Source organism: Arthrobacter sp. FW306-1B-G06A, from assembly GCF_058781765.1.
In genome coordinates this window covers 1-15849 of sequence record NZ_JBYSXB010000065.1, presented here as the reverse complement: position 1 = coordinate 15849, position 15849 = coordinate 1, and the positions used below count along the sequence as shown (strand labels likewise).

20 protein-coding genes and 5 tRNA genes are annotated in these 15849 nt (G+C 60.7%); 16 read left to right on the top strand and 9 right to left on the bottom strand.

What is annotated here, in order from left to right; all coding sequences use genetic code 11:
• Positions 1-301: 301 nt before the first annotated feature.
• Positions 302-718, top strand: a complete 417-nt coding sequence (locus AC3WJM_RS22300) for a hypothetical protein (protein WP_492272980.1) — start codon at positions 302-304, stop codon at positions 716-718.
• Positions 719-886: 168 nt separating this feature from the next.
• A complete protein-coding gene (locus tag AC3WJM_RS22295) occupies positions 887-1915 on the top strand; it encodes a hypothetical protein (RefSeq protein WP_492272979.1) in 1029 nt (342 codons plus the stop codon).
• Here AC3WJM_RS22295 and AC3WJM_RS22290 read toward each other — a convergent pair.
• The gene (locus tag AC3WJM_RS22290) at positions 1912-2382 is read right to left on the bottom strand and encodes a hypothetical protein (RefSeq protein WP_492272978.1); all 471 of its coding nucleotides are present in this window, start codon (positions 2380-2382) and stop codon (positions 1912-1914) included. The genes AC3WJM_RS22295 and AC3WJM_RS22290 overlap by 4 nt on opposite strands.
• Before the next feature lie 129 nt (positions 2383-2511).
• Between AC3WJM_RS22290 and AC3WJM_RS22285 the strand changes: the two genes are divergently transcribed.
• Complete coding sequence (locus tag AC3WJM_RS22285) at positions 2512-2757, top strand: hypothetical protein (RefSeq protein ID WP_492272977.1); 246 nt, start codon at positions 2512-2514, stop codon at positions 2755-2757.
• Positions 2758-2762: 5 nt separating this feature from the next.
• Positions 2763-2969 (top strand): hypothetical protein, encoded by a 207-nt coding sequence (locus AC3WJM_RS22280; RefSeq protein WP_492272976.1) that lies wholly within the window; start codon positions 2763-2765, stop codon positions 2967-2969.
• Between the two features lie 519 nt (positions 2970-3488).
• Here the strand turns inward: AC3WJM_RS22280 and AC3WJM_RS22275 are convergent.
• Positions 3489-3746: a hypothetical protein gene (locus AC3WJM_RS22275; protein ID WP_492272975.1), complete on the bottom strand. Its 258-nt coding sequence runs from the start codon at positions 3744-3746 to the stop codon at positions 3489-3491.
• A 197-nt stretch (positions 3747-3943) separates the two neighbouring features.
• Here AC3WJM_RS22275 and AC3WJM_RS22270 point away from each other — a divergent pair, with 197 nt between their 5' ends.
• The 3 genes from AC3WJM_RS22270 (at position 3944) to AC3WJM_RS22260 (ending at position 5922) form a co-directional block, all read left to right on the top strand.
• Positions 3944-4285 carry an SOS response-associated peptidase family protein gene (locus AC3WJM_RS22270; RefSeq protein WP_492272974.1) on the top strand — a complete coding sequence of 114 codons (342 nt, stop codon included), beginning with the start codon at positions 3944-3946 and terminating at the stop codon, positions 4283-4285.
• A gap of 112 nt (positions 4286-4397) precedes the next feature.
• Positions 4398-5141: an SH3 domain-containing protein gene (locus AC3WJM_RS22265; RefSeq protein WP_492272973.1), complete on the top strand. Its 744-nt coding sequence runs from the start codon at positions 4398-4400 to the stop codon at positions 5139-5141.
• Positions 5142-5622: 481 nt separating this feature from the next.
• A complete protein-coding gene (locus tag AC3WJM_RS22260; protein WP_492272972.1) occupies positions 5623-5922 on the top strand; it encodes a hypothetical protein in 300 nt (99 codons plus the stop codon).
• Positions 5923-5959: 37 nt separating this feature from the next.
• Here the strand turns inward: AC3WJM_RS22260 and AC3WJM_RS22255 are convergent, their stop codons facing one another.
• From AC3WJM_RS22255 to AC3WJM_RS22240, 4 genes are all read right to left on the bottom strand, one after another.
• The gene (locus AC3WJM_RS22255) at positions 5960-6496 is read right to left on the bottom strand and encodes a DUF2510 domain-containing protein (RefSeq protein ID WP_492272971.1); all 537 of its coding nucleotides are present in this window, start codon (positions 6494-6496) and stop codon (positions 5960-5962) included.
• Between the two features lie 97 nt (positions 6497-6593).
• A complete protein-coding gene (locus tag AC3WJM_RS22250; RefSeq protein WP_492272970.1) occupies positions 6594-6839 on the bottom strand; it encodes a hypothetical protein in 246 nt (81 codons plus the stop codon).
• A 303-nt stretch (positions 6840-7142) separates the two neighbouring features.
• The gene (locus AC3WJM_RS22245; protein WP_492272969.1) at positions 7143-7271 is read right to left on the bottom strand and encodes a hypothetical protein; all 129 of its coding nucleotides are present in this window, start codon (positions 7269-7271) and stop codon (positions 7143-7145) included.
• An 8-nt stretch (positions 7272-7279) separates the two neighbouring features.
• The gene (locus tag AC3WJM_RS22240; RefSeq protein ID WP_492272968.1) at positions 7280-7891 is read right to left on the bottom strand and encodes a hypothetical protein; all 612 of its coding nucleotides are present in this window, start codon (positions 7889-7891) and stop codon (positions 7280-7282) included.
• Positions 7892-7989: 98 nt separating this feature from the next.
• Here AC3WJM_RS22240 and AC3WJM_RS22235 point away from each other — a divergent pair, with 98 nt between their 5' ends.
• Together AC3WJM_RS22235 and AC3WJM_RS22230 are read left to right on the top strand one after the other, a co-directional pair.
• Positions 7990-8658 (top strand): recombinase family protein, encoded by a 669-nt coding sequence (locus tag AC3WJM_RS22235; protein ID WP_492272967.1) that lies wholly within the window; start codon positions 7990-7992, stop codon positions 8656-8658.
• Positions 8659-8728: 70 nt separating this feature from the next.
• Positions 8729-8977 carry a hypothetical protein gene (locus AC3WJM_RS22230; protein ID WP_492272966.1) on the top strand — a complete coding sequence of 83 codons (249 nt, stop codon included), beginning with the start codon at positions 8729-8731 and terminating at the stop codon, positions 8975-8977.
• Positions 8978-8990: 13 nt separating this feature from the next.
• On the opposite strand, the gene AC3WJM_RS22225 is transcribed toward AC3WJM_RS22230, so the two are convergent.
• Both AC3WJM_RS22225 and AC3WJM_RS22220 read right to left on the bottom strand, forming a co-directional pair.
• Positions 8991-9752 carry a DUF5677 domain-containing protein gene (locus AC3WJM_RS22225; RefSeq protein WP_492272965.1) on the bottom strand — a complete coding sequence of 254 codons (762 nt, stop codon included), beginning with the start codon at positions 9750-9752 and terminating at the stop codon, positions 8991-8993.
• Between the two features lie 207 nt (positions 9753-9959).
• A tRNA-Val gene (locus tag AC3WJM_RS22220) sits at positions 9960-10034 on the bottom strand.
• Positions 10035-10294: 260 nt separating this feature from the next.
• On the opposite strand from AC3WJM_RS22220, the gene AC3WJM_RS22215 reads away from it, so the two are divergent.
• The 6 genes from AC3WJM_RS22215 (at position 10295) to AC3WJM_RS22190 (ending at position 14120) form a co-directional block, all read left to right on the top strand.
• Positions 10295-10367: transfer RNA gene (locus tag AC3WJM_RS22215), tRNA-Gly, on the top strand.
• 55 nt (positions 10368-10422) lie between these two features.
• Positions 10423-10493, top strand: a tRNA-Cys gene (locus tag AC3WJM_RS22210).
• 41 nt (positions 10494-10534) lie between these two features.
• Positions 10535-10609: transfer RNA gene (locus AC3WJM_RS22205), tRNA-Val, on the top strand.
• A gap of 57 nt (positions 10610-10666) precedes the next feature.
• Positions 10667-10742 (top strand) — tRNA-Gly (locus AC3WJM_RS22200).
• 268 nt (positions 10743-11010) lie between these two features.
• A complete protein-coding gene (locus AC3WJM_RS22195) occupies positions 11011-12438 on the top strand; it encodes an amino acid permease (RefSeq protein ID WP_441437381.1) in 1428 nt (475 codons plus the stop codon).
• 464 nt (positions 12439-12902) lie between these two features.
• Entirely contained in the window at positions 12903-14120 is a 1218-nt protein-coding gene (locus tag AC3WJM_RS22190; RefSeq protein ID WP_492272964.1) for a benzoate/H(+) symporter BenE family transporter, read from the top strand.
• A 23-nt stretch (positions 14121-14143) separates the two neighbouring features.
• Here AC3WJM_RS22190 and zapE read toward each other — a convergent pair whose 3' ends face one another.
• Positions 14144-15181: a cell division protein ZapE gene (gene zapE / locus AC3WJM_RS22185; protein WP_284990696.1), complete on the bottom strand. Its 1038-nt coding sequence runs from the start codon at positions 15179-15181 to the stop codon at positions 14144-14146.
• 209 nt (positions 15182-15390) lie between these two features.
• Between zapE and AC3WJM_RS22180 the strand changes: the two genes are divergently transcribed.
• A partial coding sequence (locus tag AC3WJM_RS22180; protein ID WP_492272963.1) for a sulfurtransferase occupies positions 15391-15849 on the top strand: 459 nt, incomplete at its 3' end.

The window sequence follows — 15849 nt, the reverse complement described above, 5'->3', positions numbered from 1 at the left end:
CCGTCGGCATGGTCAACATCCTTCCACGAGCACCAGCTCGCTAGGTCAAGGAGTCAACAAAACCGGGGGCAGTCCCACTCCAAGTGGACAGGAGCTAAGGCATGCCCGATTTGCATGACCCAGAACTGGTCCGTTGAAGGCGTCATAGAGCTGCGCCCATACCAAGGCGGGAATCTGGTCATCGGCACATCGGGAACATACCCAGCAGTGCAGGTGATCTGTACCAACTGCGGCTACATCCACCTATTCAATGCAGTTCTCTCCGGTGTGGTCGTCCAGTCAGAATATGTGGACAGTGCACATGAGTGAGCCGGGCCTGTCGATTTCTTACGAGCAAAAATTCACCCTTGAGATGCAAAAGGAGGCCACCTTCGTGGTTCGCGAAAAGGACTGGGCAAGGATTCGACGACGAATAGACTCGATACAGAAGCAGCGGCGGGAATTCGCTGCGGTTGGATGGGCATGCGTTGGCGTCGTGGTCTCTGCGGCTTTCGGTGGCATCTCTTGGGAACCTGCTTATCGCGTCTTGCCTGACCCGCAGCGACCGGACTTCGCATGGGTTTGGCCGGCGATCTTTGCCCTCGGTCTCGCCGGACTCGTGGTAGGTGCCGCAATGTTTTGGGCCGCTCATGTGACGAAAGGCTCTGAGGGAATTTCCATCCAGGAAGTACTCGAGGATATGGATGACATACGCCGGGTACCCGATCCCGCAGTATAGGTTCGACAGCATGCGGCAGGGCAGTCTAAAGGGACCTCCCATCTCAAACGCCGTGTCCACAACAACGGCCTAGTGCCCTAACTCAAAATAGTTTCACCCATAAGGCCCCCACCATCACGTGGGGGCCTTTTTCGTACCTACTCTGACTACTTTTAAGGAATCCACCGCATGGTGAACGCGATCCTCGGCATGGGCATGGATTTGCCCCAACGCCTCGACCAGATCGAACGCAACATCCGCGACCTATCAACTCAGCCGATCCTGCGGCACGCGTCGACAGGACAGGACGGCGGAAAGGGCCTGTCGACAGATATCAACGGTCTCCACCTGTTCAACCCGGCAGGGACGGAGGTCATCCACCTCGACACAAACACGGGGACACTCTTCGCGATCGGGCAAGTAGGGCAGGTCTCGATCAGTGGCGGCGCGGACATCGGATCCACGGTCCCCCTTATCGAGTTCTCGACGACTGATGGGGGCGGCGTCCAGTCCTACCCTGGCATGCTCTTCCAGTCGTACAACGAGCTGATTTTGCAGGGGCCGCAGACCACAACGAACGCGTCCTCGAGCGCCATACTGTCAGCCAAGGACAGCGGCGCTTGGGCGAAGGCCTATGACACCACGGGTGCGGGCGCCGCGTACCTGAACGTCGCCAACAACGGAACGTTCTACCTCGGCAACTGGGCTGGGACCGCGGGGGTCTACACGACAGCGGCCGCTGGCCCCGTGCTGGTCATCGGCGGGCTGACGGTTTCCGGCACGAAGAACTTTGTCATGGACCACCCGACGAGGCCGGGGTACATGCTCAAACACGCTTCAACCGAGTCCCCGCACAACGGCGTCGAATACTGGGGCACCATCACCCTGGACGCCAACGGCCAGGCCGTCGTTACCCTGCCGGACTACTTCGAGGCCCTCACTTACCCGGACAACCGGAGCGTTCAAGTGACGGCCATCGGTCGGGCTACGGTTCCCGTCTCGGCAGGCCGGATCAGTGCGGGCAGCTTCACGGTCTACGGGGCTGCCGGGCAGGAAGTGGATTGGCTGGTCAAGGCCGTGCGCCAATCAACGAATCCAGCCGAGCCGATCGACTTCGAAGTTGTCTCCGTGAAAGACACCACGCCACCACCATCCCCCGCAGACCCCTCGTCGGACACAAGAATGGCGGCGCACACGGCGCCGCCATCTACAGCCTAGCGCCCAGGAGCCGGTGGGGGTCCCGGCTTGACGAGGTTAGTGCTTGTCGTTCCCGCAGCCAGGCTTGGCGGGGGCGTGACGACGATGACCGGACCCGTCCCTACATCCCTCGGCGCGGGCGGTATGGGCTCGCTGATCGGCGCGGGGGCAACTACTACCGGCGCGGGTGTCTGAATGGGAACGACAGGCTCGGCCGGCGCTGGGGCAACTGGGGCATCAACTGGCGCGGCGGGAGCGACCGAGACCGTTACAGTTCCGGGCGCTGGCGTCGGTGCAGCAGGGTCCGGAGAGGGCGCTGTGGTGACCGTGGCTGCCGGGGTCACAATGTTCGTAGGCGTCGCGGTGGCCACTGCCGGGCTGGTTGTCGTGTCCGCGTTCGCTGTAGCGACCAAGCCGAAGGTCAGGCCGCCAACGAGCAGGACTGCAGCACCGCCGCCCAAAGCGGCCAAGGCCGTTTTCGTCTCCATAACCACAGCGTATCCATCGACGCCCCAAATTAAAACCACTTTGTCCAATGAATTTACAAAGACATACTTACCTGACCACCGGTCGCACACGCCCGGAGGCCAACCAACCAATGAAGGAACCTCAACCCAATGAGCAATCAAGAAATGAATGAAGCAACGCCAGCCGACGAGCAAACGGCCGCGCAGAAGGCGGCGTTAGCCGACCACTACGAACTGATCGGGCAGCTTCAGAAACAGTTTGACCTGATCAAAGCGACACCAGAGGGCGTTACCCCCGACATCGCCACGTTCTTTGAGAATGTGCTGGACGCGCAGGAGAAGTGGCTGGCATCTCACGGGATCCTTTTCCCCGCAAGGGACCATGGAGGACAATGAGTGCCATGCAGCAAATTCAGGCAGCGATGGCACCGCTGACCAAGGCGAACGTGGCCGAGGTCATGACCCAGCTCGAAGCGCTGCTCGAAGCACTCCCCGCTGACAGCTCTAGTGATACGGATGCCCGCTTGCGGCACGATATCGAGGTGCTGCTCGCTGGATACAAGGCGGGAACACCGCGCCACAAGCCACCGTCAGCGGCGACGGGCTGACAATTTGGAACACAAAAATTGCCTTGCCTCGCGTTACAAACCACGAGGCAAGGCAATTTTTTCTTGGCCGTGAGATTCTCTTGAAATCGCCTCGGACGCTGGACTCGCGGCACCTAGGCTAGAGAAACGTCCGCACCCGAAACTTTTGAAACGAATTCCGTCCAGTTTGTGTGCTTGATCCAATTCTTCGTGTCCATGAAATGGAGAGTCCATGAAAGGAGTTGAAGAGGTGTCCTCGCGCGAGATACGTCAACGGTATAGCTGCCGCTATCGGGAGTGGGATCACAGGCTGAGTGATAGACCTGCCACGGGACATCCTCTGGTTGCTGCATCAGTTCCCCAAAGCTGATTACGCGTTCACCGAAGGCGCCTGGTGGGCGTTGTTTTTCCCACTCCTTCTGAGCTAACTCCGCTCGGTTTACCGCCGAATTGTCCACAGTGAGGTAACCCGACCCATCGGCGACCTCCTTGCCGCACGCGCTGCATACCCACGTAATCTCCCGAGCGCCTGACATGAGACTAATCCCAGACCTCGACTACGTTGCGGCCGTCGCTTGCAACATGCTGGCCACGGTGCTCACGATCTAGGACGCAGGCAGCGGAGAATCCAAGACTGTCGACATGCATGGATGGGCAGTCGCCGACATCCGAAGCTCCCAGCGGGAAAGCCTCTCCGACAGTGATGGCGGGAGCCGTTGCCGCTGGGAGCTTCGGATGTTCCTTCCGGAGCAGAGCGAACCGCTCCGCGTGGGCCGCGCCGTCTTCTTCCTCGCCCATCCCGAGCCTGAAGCTGGTCGTGTAGTCGCATCCTTCAACTGGGCATTTGAAAGGCAGCGTTGCCCCCATCGATCCTCCTGAATTGCCTCGGATAATTCCTAGGAAGGCGGCCGCACGGTGACGGCGCATCCAACCGAAATGATGCTACGTGCGGGCTTGGCGACGGGCAATAGAAAGCCCGCACCTAGGGCAGATTCATGGCGGGGAGGCCGCGCCTGCCCGGCCGTCGCCACATGGGGACCATTGCCGTCGCTACGGGGCACAATGGTCGCATGTGCGGACGCTACGTTGTTTCGAAATCGGCTGCCGACCTCATGGCTGCCTTCGATGTGCACGAGTCTTACGTCGATGAACTTCAGCCTTCCTACAATGTCGCCCCGACAGACACGGTGCCATCCCAACCAAGACAACGGGCTCCCGAAGGTTTGCTCTCGCTGCCATATACGTCGATGGATATCCGTCGCCATCGACTGCTTGTTCGGAAAAGATCGAGATACTGCGTCGATAACGCCCGACTCTGCGTCGCTGAGCGCCATTAGGCATCTTTAATTTTCCGTCAAGATTGTTCTTCAACACTTCCGGTGATGCTTTCCGCGTGCCAAGCTCTGAACTGCGTCGTTCGCTGGGGACCACGCAGATCATGGGGGCACTATGTTTACTAAAACACGATTCAAACGTGTGTTGGCGGCCGGCGCCGTAACAGTCGCCTTGGCCGCCGGCGGCGCGGTCTTCGCCGCACCGGCGGACGCTGCCACAGGAAGGCTCGGAAAAAGCTACTCGCTCAACGTGCGGTCGTCACCACAGGTATCAGCATCAGTTGTGGGCACGATCCCGAAGGGCGGTTCCGTTAACCTCCTCTGCTACGTGCGCGGAGCGAATGTTCAAGGACCGTGGGGGGCAAGCAACATCTGGGACAGGGTCGACCTTGGCGGCGGCCGGATCGGCTATGCCGCAGATGCATTTGTCATCACCGGATCAGCCAATCCAATCGTCCCTCCTTGCGACCAGCCCGCACCCGCACCCGCGCCCTCACCCTCGGGCGGTAGCCGTGAGGCAAAGGCTGTCGCCTACGCGCACTCCATGATCGGCAACAAGAGTCTCGGGGGCCTGTGCGAGGTATTCGCAGCAAGAGCTTTCGGTAACAGTTTCACGTTCCCTAACGCCATCTCCAACTACAGATGGCAGGCAACTCGGGGCCGGATCCACACTGACAAGAACGCACCGGCCGGCGCGCTCGTGTACTACTCCTCTCCGCGATGGGACGCAGGAAACGGGCACGTGGCTGTTTCCATCGGAAACGGCCAGGTCATCACTACCTTGGAACCTGGGCAGCCCATTAGCGTCAAAAACATCACCTGGCCTCCGGGGTACCTCGGATGGGCCTTTGCCCCGTAGAACCGAGAGCTAGAAGGCGGTCCGGAATCTATTTCGGGCCGCCTTCACGTCAGCGGAAACTCGTCCTGCCGTCCAAGCCAGAAGGCCAGCCGTTCGATGTCCCCGCCTAAGTGCACGCTAGAACAGCCTGAAGGGTCACCCACGCCGTGCGGGCGACCCTTCACTGTTCACCGGCGCCCAAAGGCCATAACAAAGGCTAGCGTCGCCGCGCTTACCAGCACCGCCGCCACCCAGATCCACTGCTGTCCGTCCAAGTTCGCCCCCGATCTCAGCTCTCGGCTCAGTCTTTGATCGTCCGGCCAATGTTTCTCGCCCGGACACTTGTGCGCAAGACTATCCCGGGCGCCTAAGGGGGTGTACAAGCTAGCCAACGTCCACAAGTTCCCCATTTCCTCACCCCGTGGGGGCTACCTTTCCGCGAGGCCAACGTCATTGCCGGACGTGACCCCCGATTGTCTGCCCTCGGTGGCAGACTCGGGCTGTGGAGGAAAAGAAGTTCTGGGGTCCGCCCCAATCGCGCAAGGTAACTCCCGTCGTGCCGCCTGTGGATCCGGCTGCCGTTGAAGCCGCGACGAGGCCCAAGGAGCCGCTGCCCGTGTTCGTGATGCTGGATTACGACAACAGTGAAAGTCATGAGGTGCCGGCCTTTGCTTACGGGTGGACGAAGGCGCACGTGCTGGTGTCAATGCCCTGGCCGATGGATTATTACGAGGGCCGCAAAGAGGTCTGGGTGGAAGCATCCAGGGTGCGACGACGGAAGATCGACCCGAGAGTGCGTTAGACGCGGACTCGGTCCAGTTGCTGCGCAAGTTCCACGTCTAGCCGACGGTGACGGGTCCACTCCACTGATGATCAGACGGACTGTAAGTGATAGAGCACGTGTAGCTCGAGCGGATCTTGGCCCCGAAACTATTCTGAGCGTCGACCGACCCGCCGACCGTCCAGCTAGTCCCCGAACCGGAGACACTCTCGTTGCTGAAGTCGGACGTCGAGGGTGCCTTCAGTTTGTCTTGGACCATTCCGCGGCATGCGACCCTTGCATGCCCACCATCGCCAAGGTTTGTGGTGTCTTGCTTGCCAGCGTTCGCCATGCAACTGGACATAACACCGCCAAAAATCAGCGCAAGCACCAGAAATACGCCGCAGCCTATGGCAGTCTGCTTGGGGGTCGCTTTTGACTTCTCCGGCGTCTTCGCTGCTTGGGGCGCCATTGGCGGGGCGGGTCGGCTCTGGGAAGGCTTGCCGACGCCTTGTGGATCAAATGGATGCGTTTGGCCCGTCCATTCTTTGCCGTCCCAGTATCGCGCTTGGTTCGGGTTAGACGGGTCTCGGTACCAGCCTGCAGGATCACTCATTTGTTGCCTTTCCCCAATTTGGCGAGTCGGTCCAGGCCGGACCTTCGGCAATGCTAATCCCTGTCTCGCGGAAATAGGCGCGTCTAAGGCGCAGGTTTTACAAAGAAGGCCTCCGGGTCCTGCGACGCATGGGCTGCGGTGCTGGTGGTTCAACTTCTGATGTGGCAAGGATTGTGGCTAGGTGCGCCTCGGTAAAGCGCATGGTGCGTTCCCCGAATTTGAGGTAGGGCCATGCTCCTGAGCGGGCGTTGGCGCGGACTGTTGCTGGCCGGAGTTGCAGGATCTTGGCGAGTTCTTCGACTTTGTAGGTGCGAGGGGCAGTCTCTTCGGCGGGGAAAGTCATTAGTGCTCTTTCGGTGGTTCTGTTGATGTCTAGGGACGAAGATACGCGCTCTAGAAGGACAAAAGACCAGCACAATTACTAGCGCTCACAAGAACCGCAGTGCGGCTACCACTTACCAGTACTTGAAGCACCACTTTGAGGGTGTTTCTCCCTAAAAGCCGCGGATAACACGGTGCTGACAGTGCGGAAATACTCACCCGGAAAGATGCCGAATGCCAGGGCGTAACATTTTGATACATCCAATCGGCGAGTTGAATTCCGGCCCCATTCAACCCGGAGGACGAGGCAAGCTTGAACCGACCCCTAGCGGCTGTGGTGGGTAGCGTGGAATTCCTTCGGGATGAGCGCCAAGACAGCGGCCCGCGTTGCGGGGACGGTCAAGTCGGCGTCGATGATTACGTACACCGCCTTGCGGAAGGCCTCAGTGGTCATGGACATTGCTACGCCGGCCGCTCGTTCAGGAATGCCTTTAGCTTGGCGCCCATCTCGGCGAAGAGGCCAGCCGCCGCGGCGATTTCTTCCCTCGTTCCCGTAAGTTCTAGATTTTCGCCTTCCGCGCAGACATCCAGGCCAAGGTTCTCGAAGTCTTCAAGCGAGATGGTGAGATGAACGCCGATGGGGACGCCCCCGCCGATCACCGTGGAAGCGTTCAGAGTGGGTTCCTCGCGATCGTTCAGCATGAGGTCTTGGGTATCGGTCCATGGAGCGTCGAAATTGTAGAGGTTGTCATCGTTTGCCCGGTAGGCGCGGACCAGTTCTGAGGGCGGGGTAGCCTCGGCTGCCAAGGCGGCATATTCGAGCATTGCCTCCAGTCGGTCGAGCGCGTCCTTCGCTGCGTATGAATCCTCGTCGGGGTAAACGTCCTCATCCAGGACGAACGTGAGGCCGCCCTCCGGAGCCCACGTTAGGACTGCTGCAGTCTCGGGTCGCCCGTTTACAAGGTTGGGGCCGTGGATCCCGGGGCCAACCCAGCCATCCGGGCGGTCGGTAAAGTCTGCTGCTGTGGCTGGTCTGAACCCGGCAGGGATGCCGTTGTGTGTTGTGGTGCTCATGTTGTCCCCCTTGAGGATTGTCGGTGATCTGCTGACATTGGAAGACTAGATCAGTTTCCTCATATACACAATGGGAACCCTTCATGTATGTTTGAACCATGAACAGCAGCCAGCCCCAGCCACTCAAGGTCGTCGGATATTTGCGCGTGAGCACTAGCAAGCAAGACATCGGCCCCGAGGTACAGCTAGCTGCACTCGAAGCGGAAGCCAAGCGCAACGGCTGGGATCTCACGATCTACCGGGAAGAGGCGGCGTCTGCCAAGAGCTTGAAGAATCGGCCCGTACTCGCCGCAGCACTCGCTGACCTCAAGGCCGGAACCTTTGAAGCCCTGGCAGTGTCCAAGCTTGACCGGCTCTCCCGTTCGGTGGCGGACTTCGCTGCATTGTTGGAAACGGCGAACCGCCAGCGATGGGCACTGATCTGCCTAGACCTCGGGATTGATACCTCCACCATCACCGGGGCGGCCATGGCCCAGGTGACTTGCACCTTCGCGGAGATGGAGCGCAAGAAGATCGCGGAGCGCACGCGAGACGGCATGGCGAAGATCAAGGCCACCACGGGCAAGCACATGGGGCGGCGAAGCTCGCTGCCCGCGGCAACCGTTCAGCGGATCGTTTCAGAGCGCCAAAGCGGTGCGTCACTGGCCGGAATCGCACGGAGTCTCAATGACGGCGCTGTACCGACTGCTGCGGGCGGGAAGTGGTACGCCTCGACGGTGAAGCAGGTACTGGGGAGCACAACCGCGCTCGGCCTGTCGGACGCTTAGTGCCAGTTGACTGCCCATATGCTTGCCCCACGACGGCTCAGCAGGACGCAATAAGGATTCGGGGGATTTTGTGGAATCGGTTGGCTTGTGGCTGGCAATGGTGGGGTGTGCGGTGAGTGCTGCGGCAGCGGTCTGGTTGCTGGTTGGCTTCAGTCCAGAGAACCCGAAGTACGTTGAGGACGGCATGCTAGTTCCGGGTCAACAGCGCTCCCAGGTCTTGCCCCAGTTGTTGAAGGATCAGCGGGGCGTTGCGGCTCTTGTGGTCCTGGGAGCAACGGCCCAGCTCGCCGGTGCCGTCTTGTCGATCGTCGGGCGCTAGGTGGGGCTGATAGTCATAACTGACCGACCTGATCATCAATCCTCTTCAGCTTGGGCGAGTAATAATCATCCAACCCTGCCACCGCAGAAAATGCGATCAGCGCAACATGGAACGCAATAACCGCCTTGGCAGCAGTGTTGTTCTGCTGCGAGGTGGACTTGCGCGTCAGCCTGAAGCCGGGTCCGTCTGGGTGACTGTCCGGAATCACCTGAAAATACCCTCTGCTGCTTTGGATGGTGGGATGCGAAACCTGCGTTTCGATCAGCCAGCCCTGATACAGGTTTCCGAGATCTTCCGGGTACCTCTTTGCTAGATGCCCGAGGCCGCGGCCAAAGTTGTCAAGTTCTTTGTGCCGCTCCGAAGCCTGCGCGATGATTTCGTCAACAGTGGCCAGAGTTGGAGGATCCAGAGTCCAGCCGATCTCCTGGGCTTTCATTAGGGTTTGAAGGCTCGTGGCTTGCTTCCGTTGAAGGGTCTCCACCACTTTGCCGCCGTCTTTACTGATCCACCACAACCACATCGCATGCTCAGTGGCGGAACGGAGTAGCGGGGTCGCCTCATCATCGAATCCGTCGTCTGACAAGCGAATAGCCGCTTCACATGAGCGAGCCACTCTGGCCGTCCAGCCCCAGGCAAGCGCAACCGACGACCAGGTGTTGAATTCCTCGGGATTGATCTCGCCTATTTGCAGCGAGGTTGGTTGTGGCCCGTGAAGCCAGATCGATTTCAGGTCGAAGAATATGCGCCGGAACAGCTTCCGCCTTTGTGCGTCCATGAGCTGATACTAGGGCGGCACGCGGCCAAGTCCGACCGTTCAACGTACTGGCGAACTTGGTTTTGAAGTCCTCGAGGCGCTGGGGAGTGCTCACGGGTTACTCCTAGGTTGGTGTTCTTTTGAACCACCGCAGCCAGTGCCTAATGCACGTATCTTGCACGGTGCAGGTCATTGAGGCTGGAAAGTGCCTCTGACCTGCGGTTTCTTTGGTGGGCGATACTGGGTTCGAACCAGTGACCTCTTCGGTGTGAACGAAGCGCGCTACCACTGCGCCAATCGCCCGTGCACAAGAAGACTAACCGACCCCGGCCGGAATTCAAAAATCCGGAAAGTATCGGGCCGGCCGGCTAGGCAACAACCAGGAAAATGCCCACGAATCACAAGCGTGTAACTCGCAAATTCCGCGCCAATTCAAGGAACTTACGCCCATTGCTCACGATTCCGGCAGATCGATTTGGAGTTTCCCGGAACCTCCTATAGAGTTTTTACTCGTCGGAAAGCGACGGAATGCCCCCTGCGGGCAGGCCGCCGAAGAAGACTATGCGGACGTAGCTCAGCTGGTAGAGCACCACCTTGCCAAGGTGGATGTCGCGAGTTCGAATCTCGTCGTCCGCTCGCAGGACACTGTCACGGCATTGACTTCTTGGAGCCTCAGGAATCGTGCTTACACGGTGGGTTGGCCGAGAGGCGAGGCAGCGGCCTGCAAAGCCGTATACACGGGTTCGAATCCCGTACCCACCTCGGTGAAAACCTTGGTTTCCGGTCCAGGCCGGATTGCATTTGGGCGATTGGCGCAGCGGTAGCGCGCTTCCCTGACACGGAAGAGGTCACTGGTTCGATCCCAGTATCGCCCACCAAGGCAAGGCAACTTGCTTGTTGATGAACGTCCGGCCCCGGCCGGATGACCATCATGTGCGGACGTAGCTCAGCTGGTAGAGCACCACCTTGCCAAGGTGGATGTCGCGAGTTCGAATCTCGTCGTCCGCTCCATTTCCTCCATCGCAATTGCACTTGGTCAAATGCAGTGACACCGTTCAAGCAGCTCCGCCGGAGCTGCTTTTTTTGTGCCCGCAGCCACCCACTACGCCCCGCCTACCTGTGTCGCCCACCCGAAAGATCAGCAGAACTGATCAATACCACTCAGCAAAAATCACTTTATCCAATGTGATTCAGCTCGCATACTTTTCTTCAGGCCTAATTCGTCCACGCCCACACGCAGGAGCACATGGTGAATCAACAAACTCTCGTCCGCTCGATCATGAGGAAGAAACCCATTGACGACATCGAGGAGGAAAGCAAACACAGCGGGCTCTTCAAAAGCCTGGGCCTCTGGCAACTGACGGCCATCGGCGTCGGCGGCATCATCGGCGTCGGGATCTTCTCCTTGGCCGGGCTCGTGGCGCACGGAAGCGCGGATACCCCGGGTGTCGGCCCGGCCGTGCTGATCTCGTTCCTGGTTGCGGGCCTTGCCTCTGCGGCCGCGGCACTCTCCTACGCCGAATTCGCGGGGATGATCCCCCGCGCCGGATCCGCCTACACCTATGGCTACGTCGCCCTTGGCGAGGTCATCGGATGGTTCATCGGCTGGGACCTGCTGCTGGAGTACATCGCAATCGTTGCCGTCGTCGCGATCGGCATCTCCGGCTACTTTGACGCATTCCTCGCCGGAATAGGCATCCACATGCCCACCTGGATGACCTCCACCGTGGACGAGGGGAAGGGCGGGGTCATCAATCTTCCGGCCATCCTGGTCTGCCTGCTGGTCACCTGGATCCTGAGCCGCGGAACCAAGGCGTTTGGCCGCTTCGAACTCGTGGCGGTGGCCATCAAAGTGGTGCTCATTCTGTTCATCATCGGTCTGGGCATTTTCTACATCAACACCAACAACTACAACCCATTCATGCCCAGCGGCTTCGGGCCGGTCCTGGCCGGCTCCGCAACGGTCTTCTTCGCAGTGTTCGGCTATGACGCCATGAGTACAGCCGCGGAGGAAGCGAAGGACGGCAAGAAGCACATGCCCAAGGCAATCGTCCTCTCGCTTGTCATCGCCATGCTCCTCTACGTAGCGGCCACCCTGGTACTTACAGGCATGCAGAACTACAAGGACATCAATCCCACCGCCGGTTTCGCCTCCGCCTTCACCGGAGTCGGATTGCCCGTCATCGCCACCATCATCTCCGTATTCGCGGTCCTGTCCATCCTGACCGTGATGCTGACCTTCCTGCTCGGCGTCACCCGTGTCTGGTTCTCCATGAGCCGTGACGGCCTGCTCCCGGGCTGGTTTGCGGGGACCGACAAGCACGGCACCCCGCAGCGCGTCACGTGGATCGCAGGCATCGCCTCGGCGCTGCTCGCCGGCGTCTTCCCCATCAAGGCCGTCGCCGACCTGACCAATATCGGCATCCTCGCGGCGTTTGTGGTGGTGTGCTTGTCAGTCATCATCTTCCGCTACAAGAAGCCCAATGCGCCCCGTACCTTCCGGCTGCCGTTCATGCCGGTGGTTCCGGCCTTCGGAATGCTCGCATCCGGCTTCCTCATGCTCCAGCTCCATTGGGAAACCTGGCTGCGTTTTGTGGTGTGGCTGGTCATCGGACTGGTCATCTACTTCAGCTACGGTCGCAAGCACTCCTTGATGAATCCGGACAGCCCCCGCCACCAGGAGCTTTCTCCCGAGAAGCAGCTGTGACCTTTTCCAAGGATCGTTTGACATTCCAGTCAAATTTTCCCTTGGCACCTCCAAGGTCTCGGGTTAGGATCGAGAACGGAGGAGCGAACTGGCTCCGTGATTGAAGGGAGGTGCCCGTGGGATTACTTGACGATCTGAAGGGCAAAGTTCAGGACCTCGTTGGTGGCAGTGAAGAAGCCATCAAGGACGGGATCGAATAGACCGCCGATTTTATCGACGACTAGATGCGGTTCAGAGAGCCGCTTCCGAGTTCGTGGACAACCTCGACGGTGACGCTGAAAGGGCTACGGCCTGGACAGCTCCCTCCGCCAATGAGGCTCCGTAGCCGGTTCTGCCGGCCAGAGCTCCCGATTACAGTTACGTCAACGGGGCACCGGTCCCGCCGCGAGGCGCCGCCGGTGCCCTTGGCGTTTAACTGTTGCCGCCTCGGCACGCGCACCAAGGCTCCGGTAACGTGATGGTCTATGCCAGCGTCATCACTCCACACCGGACAGCCACGTCCAGCTTCCGCCTCCCGGCAGCTCTCCCGCCCGCTTGTTGCTGGAATCGTGACCGCGCTGGTCGGTTTTACTTCTTCCTTCGCAGTAGTGCTCGCAGGCCTCCGGGCGATGGGGGCCACCCAGGAACAAGCCGCCAGCGGGCTCCTGGCCCTCACCCTCGCCTTCGGGCTCGGCGTGCTCTGGCTTTCCTTGCGCTCCCGCTTGCCTGTCACCCTTGCGTGGTCGACGCCAGGGGCCGCTTTGCTGGCGGGAACCGGAGTGCCCGACGGCGGGTGGCCGGCCGCCGTCGGCGCCTTCCTCATCGCTGGTGTACTGATCGCCTTGACCGGGCTCATTCCGGCGCTTGGCAAGCTAATGGCGAGGATTCCCACGGCCCTCGCCCAGGCGATGCTGGCCGGAGTGCTTTTGTCCCTCTGCCTTGCCCCGTTCAAAGCCTTGGGCACCGCTCCCCTCTTGGTGGCTCCGGTGATCCTCTGCTGGCTGGTCATGATGAAGCTGGCACCCCGCTGGTCGGTCCCTGCCGCATTGCTGGTGGCACTCGCAGTCATCGGAATCTACATCGTGGTCAACGGCGTGGATATTCCTGTGAACCGACTGTTGCCTGAGTTGCAGTGGACCACCCCTGCTTTCACTCCCACCACAGTGGCCGGCATCGCCCTGCCGTTGTTCATTGTCACCATGGCTTCCCAAAACATTCCGGGGGTGGCCGTGCTGAAGTCCTTCGGGTACACCGTCCCGTGGCGCCAGTCGATGCTGGTGACCGGCGCAGGGACCGCGCTGGGGGCTCCCTTTGGCGGGCATGCGATCAACTTGGCGGCGTTGAGCGCTGCGCTGGCGGCAGGGGAAGAGGCAGGTGAGGACCGAGGCCGGCGCTGGATCGCGGCCTTCACGTCAGGCCTGGCCTACCTCATGCTGGCAGCCTTCTCCGCCGCGTTGGTGACCGTTGTGGCGGCGGCACCGCCAGGGCTCCTGGAAGCCGTCGCGGGCTTGGCCCTGCTGGGCACCCTGGCATCCGCCATCGCCTCTGCCCTGGCTATTGCCGAAGAACGCATGGGGGCCTCCGTGACGTTCCTGATCGCGGCCTCGGGCCTCAGCTTCGCCGGGATTGGCGCCGCGTTCTGGGCGCTTGCCGCCGGAATCCTGGTGCGTTGGGTCCTGAAAAACAGGGAACCCCAAAAGTAGAGTGGGGCAGCCTGCCCCAATCTCTACGACGGCTCGTGGTTTTGGCCCTCGCGCGCCAGGGCGGTCAGACGGGACACGGCGCGGAAGTACTTCTTCATGTACCCGCCAGTCATCATTTCCTCAGTGAAGAGCTTGTCGAAGGGCACACCGCTGGCAAGGATCGGGACGTCCTTGTCGTACAGGCGGTCGGCCAGTACCACGAAGCGTAGGGCGACGGCCTGCTCGGTAATGGTTTCGACGTCGCGCCAGACAACAGCATCGATGCCTGCGATCAGCTTGCGATAGCGGCTGGGGTGGACACCGGCGAGGTGGTCGATCAGGCCGCGGAAGTCGTCCACGGCCACGGTCTGGCCGTCGAACTCGGCGTGCATCTGCCGTTTGAGGTCTTCGGTCTTCAAGGGTGCCGGAGCCGCGGGCAAGCCGCGGTGCCTGAAGTCTTCCCCGTCGATCCTGACAACATCGAACTGGTCCGCAAGGACCTGGATCTCCCGCTGGAAGTCGACGGCGGCAAAGCGGCCGTCTCCCAGTGAACCAGGCAGAGTGTTGGATGTGGCAGCGAGCTTCACACCGGCGTCGGACAATTCACGCATGAGGCGGGACATCAGCACCGTGTCGCCCGGATCATCGAGCTCGAATTCGTCAATGCAGACAAGCTTGTAGCTACTCAGAGCCTCCACGGTTTTCCGGAAGGAGAGGGCGCCCACGAGGTTGGTGTACTCCACGAATGTCCCGAAGGCTTTCGGACCCGGAGCCGAGTGCCACAGGGAGGCCAGCAAGTGGGTCTTTCCGACGCCGAATCCGCCGTCGAGGTAGATGCCGGCCCTGGTGCTGGCCTTCTTGCTGAAAAGGCGCTTGAACAGACCGTCTCCGTCGCCGGCTCCGACCGTCGCCCCAAACGCTTCCAGGGACTTGACCGCTGCCGCCTGGCTGGGCTGGTTCGGATCAGGCCGGTAGCTCTTGAAGGACACCTCGCCGAACCGTGGAGAAGGGTAGAAACCCTTGAGAATCTCATCCGCTGAGACCGCCGGCGTGCGCGCGGCGAGCTGTTCGATCTGTACCAATGCGGTCCGTTCTTCGTGTCGTAAGTCCCCAGCAAGAATACCGGCAATGCCATGCCCCGGGCGGACACGTGATGAAGGCCATATTTCACCATATGAACGGGGAGGAGCTTTAGTCCCCGGCCCTCGATACTGTGGGACTAAAGCCCGGGCATGTCCTAACGCCCGGCGCCGCCCGGTGTCAGTGAAAGTGTCAGTGAAAGGCCATACCAATGTCCTACCCCGTTGAACAGAACGAAAAGTTCGCCGCGTACGCCCACCCCGAACGCCTGGTGTCCACCGAGTGGCTTGCCGCAGCCCTTGAAGGCGGCGCGCTTGGCGACGGCAAGCTGGTTGTTGTCGAATCCGACGAAGACGTCCTCCTGTACGAGACCGGCCACATTCCGGGCGCGGTCAAGATCGACTGGCATACGGACCTGAACGATGAAGTCACCCGGGATTACGTCGATGGTGAAGCCTTCGCGGCCCTGGCGGCCGCCAAGGGCATCTCCCGGGACACCACCGTGGTGATCTACGGCGACAAGTCCAACTGGTGGGCCGCTTACGCCCTCTGGGTTTTCACGCTTTTCGGCCACGAGGACGTCCGGCTCCTGGACGGCGGCCGCGACAAGTGGATCGCCGAGGGCCGCGACATCACCACCGACATCCCCCAGCCCGCCCCGGGCGAGTAC

Coding starts and splice junctions, on each gene's coding strand:
- AC3WJM_RS22190 (WP_492272964.1), top strand. CDS start 12,903: ATGCCAGCGTCATCACTCCACACCGGACAGCCACGTCCAGCTTCCGCC.
- AC3WJM_RS22265 (WP_492272973.1), top strand. CDS start 4,398: ATGTTTACTAAAACACGATTCAAACGTGTGTTGGCGGCCGGCGCCGTA.
- AC3WJM_RS22240 (WP_492272968.1), bottom strand. CDS start 7,891: ATGAGCACCACAACACACAACGGCATCCCTGCCGGGTTCAGACCAGCC.
- AC3WJM_RS22285 (WP_492272977.1), top strand. CDS start 2,512: ATGAGCAATCAAGAAATGAATGAAGCAACGCCAGCCGACGAGCAAACG.
- AC3WJM_RS22300 (WP_492272980.1), top strand. CDS start 302: ATGAGTGAGCCGGGCCTGTCGATTTCTTACGAGCAAAAATTCACCCTT.
- AC3WJM_RS22270 (WP_492272974.1), top strand. CDS start 3,944: ATGGCGGGGAGGCCGCGCCTGCCCGGCCGTCGCCACATGGGGACCATT.
- AC3WJM_RS22235 (WP_492272967.1), top strand. CDS start 7,990: ATGAACAGCAGCCAGCCCCAGCCACTCAAGGTCGTCGGATATTTGCGC.
- AC3WJM_RS22245 (WP_492272969.1), bottom strand. CDS start 7,271: ATGACCACTGAGGCCTTCCGCAAGGCGGTGTACGTAATCATCGACGCC.
- AC3WJM_RS22275 (WP_492272975.1), bottom strand. CDS start 3,746: ATGGGCGAGGAAGAAGACGGCGCGGCCCACGCGGAGCGGTTCGCTCTG.
- AC3WJM_RS22250 (WP_492272970.1), bottom strand. CDS start 6,839: ATGACTTTCCCCGCCGAAGAGACTGCCCCTCGCACCTACAAAGTCGAA.
- AC3WJM_RS22295 (WP_492272979.1), top strand. CDS start 887: ATGGTGAACGCGATCCTCGGCATGGGCATGGATTTGCCCCAACGCCTC.
- AC3WJM_RS22255 (WP_492272971.1), bottom strand. CDS start 6,496: ATGAGTGATCCTGCAGGCTGGTACCGAGACCCGTCTAACCCGAACCAA.
- AC3WJM_RS22280 (WP_492272976.1), top strand. CDS start 2,763: ATGCAGCAAATTCAGGCAGCGATGGCACCGCTGACCAAGGCGAACGTG.
- AC3WJM_RS22225 (WP_492272965.1), bottom strand. CDS start 9,752: ATGGACGCACAAAGGCGGAAGCTGTTCCGGCGCATATTCTTCGACCTG.
- AC3WJM_RS22195 (WP_441437381.1), top strand. CDS start 11,011: ATGAGGAAGAAACCCATTGACGACATCGAGGAGGAAAGCAAACACAGC.
- AC3WJM_RS22290 (WP_492272978.1), bottom strand. CDS start 2,382: ATGGAGACGAAAACGGCCTTGGCCGCTTTGGGCGGCGGTGCTGCAGTC.